Consider the following 16,735-nt stretch of genomic DNA (forward strand, 5'->3'; position numbering starts at 1 on the left):
GGATTTGTGAACTTTGAGAGAGCGCGGAACAAGATCATGTACTCTCAGAATCATAGTCAAAGATATTCGCCAAATAAGAAACAAAGAGTCATCAAACGAAAAGGAAAACCAAGAGGAAAATATAAAAAATCAAACTGAGAATCGTTATGGAGAAATACATAGAATCGAGCCTTTAAAAACAAATTGGGGTGAAATCACCCCAATTTGATTTAAATTGAATTTAGGAAAACCCCAACAGAATTTAAAGCGCCAAAAAGAGGTTGTGTCAATTTTTTGACACAACCCTTTTTGTTTAGGCTTGATTCGTCATGTGCTCGCGTCGGTATTCTAATGGAGTCTTATGCATTGTTCGTTTGAAACTCTGTGCAAAATAGGACTGACTGGAAAAGCCGACGATCTGACTGATCTCGTTGACGGAAAGATTAGTGGTGCGAAGAAGAATTTTGGCTTCCTCGATTCGTTTCTCTAAAAGATAGTTGATAGGGGATATTCCTTTTTGTTTTTTAAATGTATGGGCTAGATAATACTTGTTGACATAAGCGGCTTCGGCTAGATTATCTAACGTAATATTTTCCTTATAGTGCTCATTGATATAGTTTTCGACAAAAATACATTCTCGATTTACTTTTTTACTTGGCGAGATATGCAATTCAATCTTTGAACGGCGGATAATATTGATAATTAATAGCTCTAGTAGATTTTGACATTGTTCCTGGTAGTAAGGTTCTTGGTTTTTTACTTCTAAAAGTAATGTTTTTAAATAAAACAAAATCTCATGTTTATAGTCTTGGTAATTAGCACAAAAAACATCATTTTCGAGTTTTAATCCTTTCTCATAAAATTCTGTACCCTCAAAACCTAATACGATGTATTCAAACAGATTATTCTCATATCCCAGTTCTGTATGACTTACATTGGGGTTGACGATGACTAGATCATCTTCTTTTAGATGTAATGTTTCATTGGCAGTTTGAAATAATCCTTTTCCCCTTGTAACATAAAACAACTCAGTGCAGTGATGCATGTGTTGTTTGCTGTGCCAGTCATCTCCATAGATAGCTTGAGAAATATAAATAAGATTCATTTTGATATTATCAAATGATTTTTCATTGATGATGTACCGTTGATTTGGCATAGTTATATTATAAATTTGTTGCGCAACATTTTCAATAACGCAATATAATAAAAAAAACCGATCATTATGATCGGTTTAAATTATTGTTAATGAAATCATCTTACATTTCATTTAATCCATTTGAGATTTAGCAAGCATTGCTGCTCCAACAAGGCCCGGTTCTTCTATGGTAGCACTTGCCAGTACAGTTTCTCGCATTCCAGGGAATAATAAATTTCGCATCCTCTCTTGAACATCGTCCAAGAAGTCTGCACTAGATTTCATTACGCCTCCTTGAATCAAAATCATTTCTGGGTCACAGACAAAACAAACATTAGCCAATAGAACGGCTAAATCATCTTTGAATCTTTCCACGACTTTTTTGGCATTTGGATCAGTAGCAGCAGCCTCAAATAATTGACCAGCATGTTCAAATTGTTTGCCGCAAGCTTGATTCCCCTCACGGACGATGGCAGGACCAGAAACCCAAGATTCAGCGGCTCCTGGATTTAAGCCGGCAATTGGTGCCCGAGTGGGATCTATGATTGCATTTCCAATTTCTCCACCATGACCATGGAATCCAGAAAGCACTTTTCCATCCAGTATCATGGCTCCGGCTACGCCAGTTGAAATTGTCATAAAGTATACGTTTTTCTTACCTCGACCTTCTCCAAGCAATGCCTCAGCTAAACCGGCCACTTTGACATCGTTTGCCATAAAAGTGGGCTTATGGAAACGGTTTTGAATATGATCCGCGATCGGATATCCAATTAAATCTGGTAAATTATTTGAAATGATGATTTTTCCATTGACCGTATCTGTTGGTCCTGGTATTCCCAAACCGATACCTTCTGCTTCTTGATAACCATCCAATGAAGCAATCAAATCTTCCATCGTCTGCATAACATGCTCTTTACCTAAATGCGCTTCGGTTTTCTTTTTTTGGACATCTAAGATTTCTCCATCCTCTTGTACGATAGCGGCACGGATGTTGGTTCCACCTAGGTCCACTGCAATAAACGTTCTCATGATATAGCACTCCTTTTTTTATATTATAAACGAATTTTTGGTTTATGAATGATCGAATGGCAATTCATCTAAAGAAAAGAACAAGATATTTTTAAATAATACACTGAATTTGTTATAAAATATTTGAAAAAGGAAAAGTGGTGACACTATGTATCTATTGTTTTTCTTGATCAGTTTCTTTGCTTCGATTATAGGTGCTATCTGCGGTATCGGAGGCGGCATCATTATTAAACCAGTCATGGATGCGTTTGGCGTTTTAGATGTTTCCGTGATCAATATTTTATCAGGTTGTACGGTTTTATCTATGACCACTTACTCGGTTTGTAAAAGTTTTATTGCGAAAGATTCTTCTGTAAATATGAAGATTGGAACACCTTTGGCGATAGGGGCTGCCGTCGGCGGGCTGATCGGGAAAGAATTATTCGGCTTTGTTGCCTCTTTGTTTGAAACTCCAAATACAGCTGGAGCGGTGCAGGCGGCCATCTTGTTATTGATCACATTAGGAACTTTGATCTATACAATTAATAAAGAGAAGATTCGAACACTCCACATCACGAATATTGTTTCTTGTTTGTTGATTGGATTAATATTGGGATGTTTCTCTTCTTTTTTAGGTATTGGGGGCGGACCTATCAATCTAGTTGTTCTTTATTATTTCTTTACCATGAAAACAAAAGAAGCTGCTCAAAACTCGCTCTATATAATATTGTTCTCTCAGGGGGCGAGTTTGATTAGCAATCTCTTGAGCGGGATTCCTTCGATAGAGATCCTATTGTTGGCAGGTATGGTTGTTTGTGGAATTCTAGGTGGGATTTTTGGAAGAAAGATCAATAAAAAGATTGATGAGAAAACAGTAGATAAATTGTTTATTGGATTAATGGTCTTGATTATCTGTATCAACGTTTATAATATTTTCCATTATACAAACATCTAACATTTCAATTAGAAAGTAAAAAAAAAGCTGTAATGCTTTCTTGATGGCTTGATCAAAAAAGATACAGCTTTTTATTATGTAGTAAATATACTTTTTAGTCGCGTTCAACGATTGTGGCACAACCCATACCGCCACCGATACAAAGAGTCGCTAAACCTTTCTTCGCATCACGTTTCTGCATTTCGTGTAACAAGGTGACTAAGATACGGCATCCGCTTGCACCAACCGGGTGTCCTAAGGCAATGGCTCCACCATTGACATTGACTTTATCCATATCAAAATTCAACTCTTTAGCAACTGCAACAGACTGAGCAGCAAATGCTTCGTTTGCTTCAATTAAATCCATGTCATCTACACTCAAACCTGTGCGGGCCATAACCTTTTTTGTTGCGGCAACAGGACCGATACCCATAATTGTAGGATCAACTCCAGCTAAAGCGCCATCAACCCAAGTAGCCATTGGAGTAACGCCAAGTTCTTTTGCTTTTTCTTCGCTCATAACTACGATTGCGGCAGCTCCATCGTTGATACCGGATGCATTACCAGCTGTAACCAGGCCGCCTTCTTTACCAGAACAACAACGAAGTTTTGCCAAAGTTTCTGGTGTCGTACCGGCACGTGGTCCTTCGTCTTTCTTGAATTCAACGATTTCTTTCTTAACTTTTACAGGAACCGGAACGATTTCATCATCAAATTTTCCTTCAGCCTGGGCTTTTTCACATTTTTGTTGAGAATTTGCAGAGAAAGCATCTAACTCTTCACGAGTGAGTTCCCATTGATCACAGATATTTTCAGCTGTGATCATCATATGATAGTGATTGAAGGCATCTGTCAATGCATCGTTGATCATAGTATCTACCAAAACACCGTTGTTCATGCGATATCCAAAACGAGCCTTATTCAGCGCAAATGGTGCCATAGACATATTTTCCATACCACCGGCTACGACGATATCGGCTTGACCAGCTTTGATCATGGCAGCCGCTTGGTTGACGCAGTTTAATCCAGATCCACAAACAACATTTAAAGTTACAGCAGGAACTTCAATTGGCAACCCAGCTTTGATGGATGCTTGACGGGCAACGTTTTGTCCTTGTGCAGCTTGAATAACGCATCCCATTAAGACTTCATCAACTTGTTCCGGTTTAACTCCGGCACGATTTAGAGCTTCTTTGATTACGATCGCTCCTAAGTCAGCAGCTGGTGTATTGCTTAGAGCACCACCCATTTTTCCAATGGCTGTACGGCAAGCACCGGCTAATACAATTTTTTTACTCATGACTTTTCCTCCATTTGTTTAAGGTATTTCTTACCACCTTTGACTTTATCATAGGAAGTGGGGAAAATCAATGAACAAAATAATTTTTTCACAAGTTAATTTTTCTGGTTTTTGAACAAAAGAAAAAGGGCATTTAAGCCCTTTATGGTCTATACTTGATCATATTAACAGGTGTTTTTCCCACGATCAATTGCTTTCCATCACTGTAACCTTCCGGTCGGTTGGATAATTCTTTGATCAAAGTTTTTCGTAAGGATTGAATAATGCATTCGTATTCAGGATCCGTGATCGCATTATGTGTTTCTTGTGGGTCCTTTTCTAAATCAAAGAATTGTTCAATTCCGGTCTGGCTATACCATATATATTTATATTGTCTTGTCACAATATAATGATTTGATAAGCCGGAATGAAAACTATGTTCACCATGAATATAGTCACGAAGCGAATCTTTCTCTTCCGTCAAAAGGGGAACCAGGGAGTTTCCATCCACAGTATCGGGAATTGGAAGATCGCAAAGATCAAGCAAGGTTGGCATGATATCGCGCAATTCTACCACTTCGTGTATTAATTTCTTTTGTTTTGGCAAGATATTCTTTCCAATTCGCATTAAAAACGGGATATGAACGCTTCCTTGATAAGGGAAAACCTTTCTCCATAAACTATGATCAAATAACATTTCTCCGTGGTCGCTGACAAACAGTATGATCGTATCCTCTAATATACCTTGTTCCTGCAACTTAAACAGGATGCGCCCAATTTGGTGATCGACATGTGTGATGCAAGCATAGTATCCTGCCATGACATCGTGTTGTATACGATCATCGTCTTTACCATAAATCGAGTTTGTTTCAAAATGATGTTCTACAGTTTTTGACGGATCATCCCAATCACCCTTTGCGGGAGATCGCAAATCTCTATCTTTATATAAATCGTAATACGTTTGCGGCGGATCTAAAGGAGGATGAGGGCGCAAGAAAGATGACATCATGAAAAATGGTTTTGTACGATCTCTGGTATCCAAAAAGCGTAAGCTTTCATCACTGACCCAGTTGGTCGGATGGATTTTTTCATCATATGTCCATGGATGGGTAATCCAAGAATTGCACTCCAGTCCAGAAGCATTCACATCAGCTTGTAAACCTTCTGCATTTTTTAAATCAAATAAATAATCATCGCAAACTTCCTGGTGCATCCAATGAGGAATGGAATCTTGTCTTAAATTATGCAAGTAACCATCGTGTAAGCGAACATGTCCAAAACCGCATGTAAGTCTCGGAGGATGGACATGCATTTTGCCGATACACTCAGTTTGATAAGAAGCTTTTGAAAATTCTTCAGCCAAGTAATGTGTATAATTCCAGTCGATACCATCTTCGTAGCCAACACGACCATGACCAATTTGACTGCGACCTGTAAAAATGGCAGCTCTTGCCGGAATACAGCTTGGCGTAGCGCTATACGCATGATCAAATACGGTCCCATCGCTTCCAATGGAATCTAAATATGGGGTTTGGACATCTGGATGACCGGCTATTGAGAGGCAATCTCCGCGAAACTGATCACACATCAGTAAAACGATATTTGGCTTTTTTTTCATCATGAGATCCTCCTTGACGGTGATGTTTTTAATCTAAATCATTATACTTTTTGTAGTATATCATAATTTGTTAATTATTTCAGAATTTTGTGGATTTTTACGAAAAAGCAATATTTCTAAAAAAACTAACAAGAATCGTGTAGTAAAAGCGCTTACATTTCTTTATACTGAAATCAAATGAAGTTCTAATTATTTAGAGGAGGAGGATAATATGAACAAATTTTATAGAGTTGGGGCTGTAGCTCTGGCTATGGCTACACTTGTTACTGGTTGTAGCTCAGGGGGCTCTGATACAGCAGAAGCTGAAGTTCCTACTAACGAAGATGGACAGCGTATTTTAGCTTTTGACGCTTTCGAAGGTGGAAATGGTACAGAGTTCTTAGAAGAAGCAGCTGCTGCTTTTGAAGAAGCAAATCCTGATGTTGATGTTCAGATCCGCTGGAGCAAAGAAATCGATCAGGAAATGCAAAAAGACAATGCTTCCGGCAAGTATGCAGACCTTGTTTACTACAACTTGGGACAGGCATCTAACTACACTGAATCTATGCTGAACAGCAATAAAGTAATGGATATCAGTGATGTAATGGAAGAAGTAGCAGATGAAATTGATACTTCTATTACTTCACCAACAGCTGAATATTTTGGCGATGGAAAGAGTTACTTAGCTCCAATCATGTATACTCCAGCTGGTTTATACTACAATAAAGCGGAATTAAGTGAAGATCAGCTTCCTACAACTTGGGATGAAATGTTTGCTTTAGGTGATCAGGTTCATTCTGAAGATGCAAACAAATATTTGTTTACATATCCAATCAGAGGTTACTTTGATAATACATTGTTAGGTATGTTATACCAGGCAGGTGGAGAAGAATACTTCCAGAACGCATTGAAATACGGTGAAGGAACTTGGGATTCCGATGAAGGAAAACTGATTCTTGAAACGATCGCTAAATTAGTTGGTCCTGAATATCTTGAAAAAGATACAGTAGCTAACGCTAACGTTGATGGTGGATTTACTGTTAACCAGCAGTCTATGATCGATGGTAAAGCCGTATTTATGCCAAACGGATCTTGGATCGTTGCCGAAATGGCTGAAACGACTCCTGAAGGATTCTCTTGGGGTGTAATGCCTTTACCTGCATTTGAAGAAGGTGGAGATCGCGTAGTTACTACAATGACTGAAACTGTTTGGATCCCTGCAGAAGCTGCAAATGCTGATGACGCCAAAGCGTTTATCAAGTTCTTATACTCTGAAGATGCCGCTCAGATTTTCGCATCTCACAATATCGTTTCACCTAGAAAAGATTCTGCAAGCTTGTTAGTTGATGAACAGTTAAAAGGTCTGTTTGATGTTTATAACATGGAAGGTGTAAAAGCAGTATCCGGTACATATGCCGCTTATGATGCAACAGCTGTTCCAGATGTTGACTTCAAAGGAACGATTTATGGTCCTATCGAAGAAATCGCAAGTGGTAAAGAAGGCGTTACTGTTGATACATGGCAAGAATCACTGACAGAACTCTGGACGACATTACGTGAAAACCCTCTGTCTGCAGAATAAAAAAACAGTGATATGAAAACATAAAGCGGTGATTCTTTCACCGCTTTATTTAAACTAGAGAGATAAGGAGGACAAAATGACAAAAAAGAAAGCACAATCGCGCTTTGTTGCTGCATGTCTGGCACCTGCTCTGATTCTCGTTACTCTGTTTATTGTAATTCCTACGATCCAGGTATTCCGATATTCTCTGTATCAAAAATCAAGCTTTGTAGGTGATGAGACGTTCATTGGATTAAAAAATTTCAAAACTTTGTTCAATGACTCCATTTTCCTTGAATCAATTCAAAATCAGATCTTGATCATTGTTGTTATCACAATGTTTACGATTGTGTTGGCAATATTCTTTGCGACATTATTAACTCGAGAAGAATTCAAGGGTAAAAACTTATTCCGTATCATTTTTTACATCCCAAATATTTTAAATATCGTTATTATTGCGGGAATTTTCTCTGCCATCTATGCCCCAAGCAATGGCTTATTAAATACGTTGTTATCTTCCATTGGCCTTGATGCTTTGACTCGTCAGTGGATGGGAGATCCTGAAATCATTATTTTCTCCATTATTGGTGCGTTGGTTTGGCAAGCCATTGGTTATTACATGGTTATGTATATGGCCAGCATGACTTCTATTCCTGAAAACTTATACGAAGCGGCAGCTTTGGAAGGAGCAGGGAAATTTAAACAATTTTTCATGATCACCTTGCCGTTGATTTGGGATAATATTCGTCAAACATTAACTTTCTTTGTTATTTCAACGATCAATTTGAGTTTCTTGTTCGTTCAAGTAAATACAAACGGTCAATTTGGAACGCAAGTTATGTTGAATTATATGTATTCTAAGGCCTTCTCTGGAAACCTTGGATATGGTATGGCCATTGGAGTTATGACATTTATTCTTGCTTTCTCCATGGCAGGTGCTTTGAATCGAGTCACGAAACGTGATCCAATGCAGTTTTAGGAGGTGTCGATATGAAAAAAATGAAGAATTTATCACCTCATGCATGGTACAAAATCTTTATCTACTTTGTAATGATCGTTTTCGCGATCACAATTGTTGTCCCAATTGCCTGGGTGTTCTTAGCCAGTTTAAAAACCCAGCTTGAATTAAACGCTTCCAACCCTTGGGCTTGGCCAGAAGTTTTACAGTGGGGAAACTATGTGAAAGCTTTTGAAAAAGCTAGAATGGGTGATTATTTGTTAAATACTGTCATTGTTGTTGCAATGGCACTCGTTATTTTGCTGGTCGTTGCTTTACCGTGTTCTTACGTATTGGCTCGTTTTAAATTTAAGGGGAAAAAGTTCTTGAACTTATTGTTCATGGCTGGTTTGTTCATAAATATGAACTATATTGTATTGCCAATCTATATGAATTTATTCAATATAGACACCATGTTAGGTTTGACCAACTTCCTGATTGATAATAAATTGGTTTTGGCTATTGTCTATGCTTCAACCAGTTTACCATTTACAGTATATCTATTGTCTGGATATTTCCAGTCCTTACCGAAAGCTTATGAAGAAGCGGCTTTGATCGATGGATGCGGTTTCTTTAAAACGATGACCAAGATCATGATTCCTATGGCTCGTCCAAGCATCATTACGGTCATCTTGTTCCAATTCTTATCTTATTGGAATGAGTATATGGTTGCTTTCACGTTGTTAGATACTGAACATGCGACATTGTCTGTCGGTCTTCGTAACCTGATGCAGGCACAGCGTTCGGCAGCGGATTATGGTACGATGTACGCTGGTTTAGTTATTGCCATGGTTCCAACCTTGATTTTGTATATCATCGTTCAGAAAAAACTGACACAAGGTATGAGCCTAGGTGGCTTAAAAGACTAAGGAGGAAACACTTATGTATGAAAGTAATATTTTTAAGACGATCTTAAAATTTGTTGCCTTTTTTATCTGTGTTGGCTTGGTCGTTTATGGTCAGAAAACTGTAGGAATCCAATATTTGCTGATACAAATTGTTGGCGTCATTGGAATCTTGATTCTGATCTATTTATATAACAGAAAATATCAATAGGAGGAACTGAAAATGGCAGAATTGTCTTTAAGACATATTGACAAAGTATATGACAATAATGTTCAGGCTGTTTTTGATTTTAATCTAGAGATCAAAGATAAAGAATTTATTGTTTTCGTTGGACCTTCTGGATGTGGTAAATCTACAACGCTTCGTATGATTGCCGGTTTGGAAGATATTACAGCTGGTGAATTTTATATCGATGGAAAATTGATGAATGATATTGAACCAAAAGATCGTGATATCGCAATGGTATTCCAGTCCTATGCTCTATACCCACATATGAGTGTATATGACAATATGGCTTTTGGTTTACAGCTGCGTAAGACTCCAAAAGATGAAATTGATAAGCGGGTGAAAGAAGCTGCTCGTATTTTGGAAATAGAGCCATATTTGGACCGTAAGCCAAAAGCGTTGTCCGGCGGACAGCGTCAGCGTGTTGCTTTAGGTCGAGCCATCGTTCGTAATGCGAAAGTATTTTTAATGGATGAACCATTATCAAACTTGGATGCTAAGCTTCGTGTTCAAATGCGCAGCGAGATCATTAAACTACATGAAAGAATTGGAGCCACTTCTATCTATGTAACCCATGATCAGACCGAAGCTATGACGATGGCGGATCGTATTGTGGTCATGAAGGCGGGATATATTCAACAAATCGGTACTCCAAAGGAAATTTATAATAATCCAGCGAATATGTTTGTGGCAGGCTTTTTGGGAGCACCAGCTACTAACTTCATTCATGGAACATACAAAGATCATCAGTTTATTTCAGGAGAACACGTTATCGATATCCCAAAAATGTTCCATGAAAAAATGGAAGCTTATAATGGTAAGAATGTCGTCTTAGGTATCCGTCCGGAAGATATGCATTCTGAAGGAATCGTTGCGGAAACTTATCCTTCTGGACATTTTATTTATCATATCGATGTTGCTGAACTTTTAGGTCATGAATACATTCTTCACGGTACTTATAACGGAGAGCCATTGAACGCTAAGATTCCATCTCGCCAAGAAGTGAAAGGACATGAAGATATTGAGTTAACAATGGATCTCAGCAAGATCCACTTCTTCGATCCTGAAACTGAAAATCGAATTATTTAAGGATAGCTTTATGAGAGCTATTCTAGAGACATTGCTTGACTATGCGATTGAACAGGAACTGATTACTTCTTATGATCGTATCTATGCGAGAAATCGAGTTTTGTCCTTATTGAAAGAAGAAAGCTGGGAATTGACAGAGGATCGCATTCCTTATCGTACTGTCAGCGATCTTCTTTCTCCTTTGTGTGATTATGCCTCAAAAAAAGGACTCATTGAAGATACGCTAAGAAATCGTGATGCTTTTGATAGCGAGATCATGAATTGTTTTGTCAAACGCCCATCGGATTTAATTCAAACATTCTACGATAAATGGAACTTAGATCCTAAAGAGGCAACTTCATATTTTTATCATCTGAGTATTGCGGATAACTACATCCGTAAAGATCGCATCGATAAAAATATATCGTATAAAGCAGATACTGAATATGGTACGATGGACATTACAATCAATCTTTCAAAACCAGAAAAGGATCCTCGAGATATCGCAAAAGCAAAATCGACTGTTTCAACGAGTTATCCGCAATGTGTACTTTGTAAAGAATGCGAAGGTTATCATGGAAACGCCGGTTGCGATGGCCGAAGCAATCATCGCGTCATTCCGGTGACTTTAGATCATGATACTTGGTATTTGCAGTATTCACCTTATGTTTACTATAACGAGCATTGCATCGTTTTATCAAAATCACATACACCGATGAAGACTTGTCGACAGACATTTATTCGTTTATTTGATTTTGTAAAACAATTTCCTCATTACTTTTTAGGATCGAATGCGGATCTTCCTATAGTAGGCGGATCAATTTTATCGCACGATCATTTTCAAGGAGGAAATTATAATTTTGCTATGGCAGATGCCAAAACTTACGAAACTTTTGATTTCGGAAACGGAGTTATGGCATCGCGTTTATATTGGCCTTTGAGTGTTCTTCGTCTATCTTCTTCATCATCGGATGCCATCGTTGATCTAGCTGATCGAATTCTTCAGATATGGAGAGATTATGACGATCAAACAGTCGGTGTTCTGGCGTGTACAGAAAACCAAATGCATAACACGATTACCAGCATCGCAAGGTATCGTAATGGTCAATATGAATTAGACCTTGTTTTCCGAAACAATCGTACCGATGAAGAACATCCATTGGGTATTTTTCATCCGCATGAAGAGGTTCATCATATCAAGAAAGAAAATATAGGGTTGATCGAGGTGATGGGACTTGCTGTCTTGCCGGCTCGCTTAAAACAAGAAATGAATGATATGCGTGATTATTTATTGTATGGAAAATATACAGAATCGATTGAATCTCATAGAGAATGGCTAGATACGATCCAATCGAAATACAGATGGAATGAAGATACAGTAATGATAAATCTCCAACAGGAAATTGCGGCTGTATTTGTAGAAGGACTTCGTCATTGCGGAATATTCTCTTTTGACGAAATTGGAAACAAAGCTTTTATTAAATTGATTGATAAAGTAAAGGGGACATTAAAATGATCGATAAAGGAAGAGTTACAGTACCTACGGATGTTGATGTGATCGATGCGACAATCGATATCATCAATCGTTGGAAAGCGGATGCGATTCGTGATTGTGATGGCACCGATATGCCAGATGAGTTGCGTAATATGGATATCAAACAATATGCAACATATTATACTACTCGTAAAGACAACAAATGGGCTAAAGCGAATCCTGATGAAATCCAACAAATGTATTTAATGAGTGATTTTACTACGGCCAAATCTTCAGAATTGAAAATCTGTATTATGAAACATTTCTATACAGAGCAATTAAAACCAAATACGATTGATGATATCCATCGTTGGTGGGAAGTGATTGATCGTACAACAGACACAGTGATCAAAGACTGGGATTATGATGAAGAAACGCGAGAGGTAACGATTCATAACGCAATTCCTTATCATGCTTATACTGTGAGTTTCTTGGCTTTTGTGATTTGGGATCCGGTTCACATGTATAACAGCCTGACCAACGAATGGGAAGGCGAAGAACATCAGATGACTTATGATGTTCGTCAGCCGAAAACCCAAAAATATGTTTTAGATAAGTTTCGTCGTTTCTGCGAAGAAAGAACGGATGTAAACGTAGTTCGTTTTACGACTTTCTTTCATCAATTCACACTTCAGTTTGATGAAAAAGCGCGCGAAAAATATGTTGACTGGTTTGGATACAGCGCTTCTGTTTCTCCTTATATCTTAAAACAATTTGAAGAGGAGGTAGGATATCCTTTCCGCCCGGAATATATCATCAATAAAGGATTCAACAACTCAACTTTCTGTGTTCCTACAAAAGAATATATGGATTTTATGGATTTTCAACAACGTGAAGTCTGTAAGCTTGCGAAAAAATTTGTAGATATCTGTCATGAATACGGGAAAGAGGCCATGATGTTCTTGGGCGATCATTGGATTGGAACAGAACCATATGGCAAATATTTTAGCTCTATTGGACTGGATGCAGTAGTTGGTTCAGTGGGATCTGGCACTACTTTGCGATTGATATCCGATATTCAAGGAGTAAAGTACACAGAAGGAAGATTCTTGCCATACTTCTTCCCGGATACATTCTATGAAGGTGGAGATCCTCTACAAGAAGCCAAGATCAACTGGGTTACAGCACGGCGTGCCATTTTAAGAAGTCCGGTCGATCGTATTGGATATGGTGGGTATTTAAAGCTTGCCTTAAAATTCCCAGAGTTTATTGATTATATTGAAAAAGTTTGCGACGAATTCCGCGAATTGTATTCACATATCAATCAACAAGAACCATACACACATATGACCGTCGGTGTATTGAATAGTTGGGGCGAATTGAGACGCTGGGGAACACATTTAGTGCATCACGCAATCTGGTACAAACAGATCTACTCCTATACAGGCGTGATGGAAGCGTTGAGCGGATTCCCGTTCCATGTTCGCTTCATCAGTTTTGATGATATTAGAAAAAATCCAGATACATTAAATGATGTAGATGTCTTGATCAATGTAGGTTCAGCGTATACAAGTTTCAGTGGGGGAGAAGAGTTTGACGAAATGATTGTTTCCACCTTGCGTCGATATGTCGATCAAGGCGGAGGATTCATTGGTGTAGGTGAACCGACAGCTTGTGCAAAGAATGGAAAGTTTTTTACATTATATGATGTGCTAGGGGTGGATAAAGAATTAGGTTTCACTTTGCATACAGACAAGTATAATTGGGAAACGCATGATCACTTTATCGTGGAGCAGCTTGAACATGAAGATTGGGGAGAATGCATCAACAATGTTTATGCCTTGCCGGAAACGACAGTTATCCGTGATAAAGATTTGCATGTAAATCTTGCCTGCAACGAATATGGAAAAGGTCGTTCTGTGTATATTAACGGGCTTCCGTTCAGCTTTGAAAATACACGTTTATTGTATCGTGCCATTTACTATGCTGCCCATAAAGAAGCAGATCTGAAAAAATGGTATAGCGAAAACTATAATTTAGATGTCAACGTCTATCCATCTACTCATAGTTTCTGTGTTGTGAACAATACTTATGAACCGCAGCAATCTACTATTTATAAGGGAGATGGAACTTCATTTGATGTAAATGTTCCTGCTTGCGGTATTCAATGGTTTGATATGGATTAAATCGATAAGAGTGCAATTTGCACTCTTATTTTTGTATAATGATTCTATGAAATCAATACAGTTTTTGATCAAGCCGGTTTCTGCGGCTTGTAATATGGAGTGCAAATATTGTTTTTACAAAGATGTTCATTCATATCAACAGCGATCCACACCTCGTGACAAGCTCGCATTCGATACAATACGTGCTTTGATCAAGCAAAGTTCATCCTTTGATGATGTGACGTTTGCCTTTCAAGGTGGAGAACCTACATTAGCTGGTTTGAGTTTTTTTGAAACATTTGTAAAAGAGGTCGAAATTCTTAGCACACGTGCAAATATCCATTATTCTTTTCAGACCAACGGCCTTCTAATTGATGACGATTGGTGTGATTTTTTTAAAAAGAACGATGTGTTGGTTGGTATATCTTTAGATGGACCACATGAATATCATGATCGTTTTCGTCATACGTTAAACGGCAAAAAGACTTCCCAAACAATTCTTAAAAACATGGATAATTTGAAAAAACATCAAGTTCGTTTCAATATTTTAACTGTCCTGACCTCAACACTTTCAAAACATCCTATGCAGTATTTCAGATGGATTAAAGAGCAGGACTTTCGTTATGTTCAATTGATTCCGTGTTTGCCGCCATTAGAAACAGACAAGAACGATTACTCGCTGAATCCGAGGCAGTTTGCACAGTTTTATAAAGTTTTATTTCGTCTCTGGTACAAAGAGTTTCAAAATGGTCAGTATTACAGCATTTCATTATTTGATAACTGGATTTTATTGTTGCAAGGAAGGAAACCTTTTCAATGCGGGATGACTGGAAACTGTACTTTTCAAAATGTCGTTGAGTCGGATGGAAGTGTATATCCTTGTGATTTTTATGCTTATGATAAATGGTATTGCGGTAATATCCTAGAAGAATCCATTGATCAAATTCAAAATTCTCAAACAGCAAAATCTTTTTTGAATCGAGAATCCGTTTTAAGCAATGCTTGCTTTGATTGCCCTTATCAAAATTATTGCCATCAAAATTGTCAGCGATGCCATATGATATATTATGATCAAAGTTATTGTGGATTACGAGATTTTTTAGACGAGTCGTTTTTAACATTTTTGAAGATTGCAAAGACAATATAAAAAGCCATTTCGCCGATTCGAAATGGCTTCTTTTGTTATTCGCACATATTGACGATAACAGCGGCTCCTTGTCCTCCTCCAATACAAAGTGAAGCAAGACCGGTTTTAAGATTTCGCTTTTTCATTTCATAAAGCAATGTGACTAGAATTCGGTTTCCAGAAGCACCAACCGGATGCCCTAACGCAATGGCACCACCGTTGACATTGGTTTTCTTCAGGAATGCTTCACGATCCATTCCGGTAGCTTCTTCCAATTCGTGGATCACACCTAGGGACTGTGCTGCAAAAGCTTCATTTAATTCAATGAGCTCCATGTCCTCAATCTTTTTGTTTGCATATTTTAACGCATTCAAGATAGCAGGGGTAGGACCAAGGCCCATAACACGAGGATCGACGCCGCCTTGTCCAAATCCGATCACTTCTGCAATTGGTTTTAAATTATATTTTTTAACGGCATCTTCACTGGCAACGATCGTAAAACTGGCACCATCGTTGATTCCGGATGCATTTCCGGCTGTAACTGTACCATCTTTAGAGAAGGCTGGACGAAGCTTTGCAAGTTTTTCTAAGCTGGTTTGGCGAGGGTGTTCATCTGTATCAAAAACCACTTCACCTTTTCGCGTTTTGTAGGTGATCGGTACGATCTCATCTTTGAATCGGCCAGATTCAATAGCAGCCAAAGCTTTTTGTTGAGAAGCCAAAGCGAATTCATCTTGTGCTTCTCGTGATATGTTATACTTCTTTGCTATGTTATCGGCTGTAACACCCATATGGATGCCATACATAGCATCTGTCAATCCATCAAACAACATGGAATCGATCATCGTCATATTTCCGCTTTTAACACCTTTACGGACCGTGTATGGAGTCAAAAAAGGTGCACGAGTCATGGATTCAACGCCGCCAGCAACATATAAATCACCAAAATTTGCCTGGATCCTTAAGCATGCTTCCATAACAGCTTTTAAACCGGATCCGCAAAGCATATTGATTGATTGAGCACAAACTTCAACGGGGATACCGGCATTGAAGGCAACATGTCTGGCGATGTTTTGCCCCAGACCGGCAGCGATAACATTACCAATTAGTACTTCATCCAAATCTTTAGGATCGATCTTTGCTTGAGCTATTGTCTCTTTTAATACAGCAGCTCCAAAATCTGCCACTTCCACATCTGTCAGAGAACCCATAAAAGTCCCGATAGCGCTTCGTTTTGCGGCTACAATATAAGCTTTTCTCATAGTTTCAACCTTTCTACTCAATGAGTTTACAGGCTTAGAATAAGTCATAAAATATACATTTGTCAACTGAAGAAATTTT

At 38.3% G+C, this 16,735-nt stretch carries 14 protein-coding genes; 9 read left to right on the forward strand and 5 right to left on the reverse strand.

The genetic code is table 11. The features are described from left to right. Positions 1 to 292 precede the first annotated feature (292 nt). Positions 293 to 1,135, reverse strand: a complete 843-nt coding sequence (locus HNQ43_RS06615) for an AraC family transcriptional regulator (RefSeq protein ID WP_183376059.1) — start codon at positions 1,133 to 1,135, stop codon at positions 293 to 295. A gap of 111 nt (positions 1,136 to 1,246) precedes the next feature. Next, positions 1,247 to 2,143 (reverse strand): ROK family protein, encoded by an 897-nt coding sequence (locus HNQ43_RS06620; RefSeq protein ID WP_183376061.1) that lies wholly within the window; start codon positions 2,141 to 2,143, stop codon positions 1,247 to 1,249. A gap of 148 nt (positions 2,144 to 2,291) precedes the next feature. Between HNQ43_RS06620 and HNQ43_RS06625 the strand changes: the two genes are divergently transcribed. Next, complete coding sequence (locus HNQ43_RS06625; RefSeq protein WP_183376063.1) at positions 2,292 to 3,077, forward strand: sulfite exporter TauE/SafE family protein; 786 nt, start codon at positions 2,292 to 2,294, stop codon at positions 3,075 to 3,077. 94 nt (positions 3,078 to 3,171) lie between these two features. On the opposite strand, the gene HNQ43_RS06630 is transcribed toward HNQ43_RS06625, so the two are convergent. Further along, positions 3,172 to 4,356, reverse strand: a complete 1,185-nt coding sequence (locus tag HNQ43_RS06630) for an acetyl-CoA C-acetyltransferase (protein ID WP_183376065.1) — start codon at positions 4,354 to 4,356, stop codon at positions 3,172 to 3,174. 142 nt (positions 4,357 to 4,498) lie between these two features. Then, complete coding sequence (locus HNQ43_RS06635) at positions 4,499 to 5,956, reverse strand: arylsulfatase (RefSeq protein WP_244957051.1); 1,458 nt, start codon at positions 5,954 to 5,956, stop codon at positions 4,499 to 4,501. A gap of 208 nt (positions 5,957 to 6,164) precedes the next feature. On the opposite strand from HNQ43_RS06635, the gene HNQ43_RS06640 reads away from it, so the two are divergent. From HNQ43_RS06640 to HNQ43_RS06675, 8 genes are all read left to right on the forward strand, one after another. Next, positions 6,165 to 7,514 carry a carbohydrate ABC transporter substrate-binding protein gene (locus HNQ43_RS06640; protein WP_183376066.1) on the forward strand — a complete coding sequence of 450 codons (1,350 nt, stop codon included), beginning with the start codon at positions 6,165 to 6,167 and terminating at the stop codon, positions 7,512 to 7,514. A 76-nt stretch (positions 7,515 to 7,590) separates the two neighbouring features. Further along, on the forward strand, positions 7,591 to 8,472 hold the full coding sequence (locus HNQ43_RS06645; protein ID WP_183376067.1) for a carbohydrate ABC transporter permease: 882 nt from the start codon (positions 7,591 to 7,593) through the stop codon (positions 8,470 to 8,472). 11 nt (positions 8,473 to 8,483) lie between these two features. Further along, a complete protein-coding gene (locus HNQ43_RS06650) occupies positions 8,484 to 9,359 on the forward strand; it encodes a carbohydrate ABC transporter permease (protein WP_183376070.1) in 876 nt (291 codons plus the stop codon). Between the two features lie 13 nt (positions 9,360 to 9,372). Beyond that, positions 9,373 to 9,546, forward strand: a complete 174-nt coding sequence (locus tag HNQ43_RS06655; RefSeq protein WP_183376073.1) for a DUF6903 family protein — start codon at positions 9,373 to 9,375, stop codon at positions 9,544 to 9,546. A gap of 12 nt (positions 9,547 to 9,558) precedes the next feature. Continuing rightward, positions 9,559 to 10,650: an ABC transporter ATP-binding protein gene (locus HNQ43_RS06660; protein ID WP_183376075.1), complete on the forward strand. Its 1,092-nt coding sequence runs from the start codon at positions 9,559 to 9,561 to the stop codon at positions 10,648 to 10,650. 10 nt (positions 10,651 to 10,660) lie between these two features. Further along, positions 10,661 to 12,145 (forward strand): UDP-glucose--hexose-1-phosphate uridylyltransferase, encoded by a 1,485-nt coding sequence (locus HNQ43_RS06665; protein WP_183376078.1) that lies wholly within the window; start codon positions 10,661 to 10,663, stop codon positions 12,143 to 12,145. After that, positions 12,142 to 14,289 carry a 1,3-beta-galactosyl-N-acetylhexosamine phosphorylase gene (gnpA, locus tag HNQ43_RS06670; protein ID WP_183376080.1) on the forward strand — a complete coding sequence of 716 codons (2,148 nt, stop codon included), beginning with the start codon at positions 12,142 to 12,144 and terminating at the stop codon, positions 14,287 to 14,289. The genes HNQ43_RS06665 and gnpA overlap by 4 nt, the downstream gene beginning before the upstream one ends. 46 nt (positions 14,290 to 14,335) lie before the next feature. Then, a complete protein-coding gene (locus tag HNQ43_RS06675; protein ID WP_183376082.1) occupies positions 14,336 to 15,415 on the forward strand; it encodes a radical SAM/SPASM domain-containing protein in 1,080 nt (359 codons plus the stop codon). A gap of 35 nt (positions 15,416 to 15,450) precedes the next feature. Here HNQ43_RS06675 and HNQ43_RS06680 read toward each other — a convergent pair whose 3' ends face one another. After that, complete coding sequence (locus HNQ43_RS06680) at positions 15,451 to 16,656, reverse strand: acetyl-CoA C-acetyltransferase (RefSeq protein ID WP_183376085.1); 1,206 nt, start codon at positions 16,654 to 16,656, stop codon at positions 15,451 to 15,453. Positions 16,657 to 16,735: the final 79 nt, after the last annotated feature.

The sequence above is a fragment of the Faecalicoccus acidiformans genome, assembly GCF_014202635.1.
In the GTDB taxonomy this organism is placed as follows: Bacteria; Bacillota_I; Bacilli_A; order Erysipelotrichales; family Erysipelotrichaceae; genus Faecalicoccus; species Faecalicoccus acidiformans.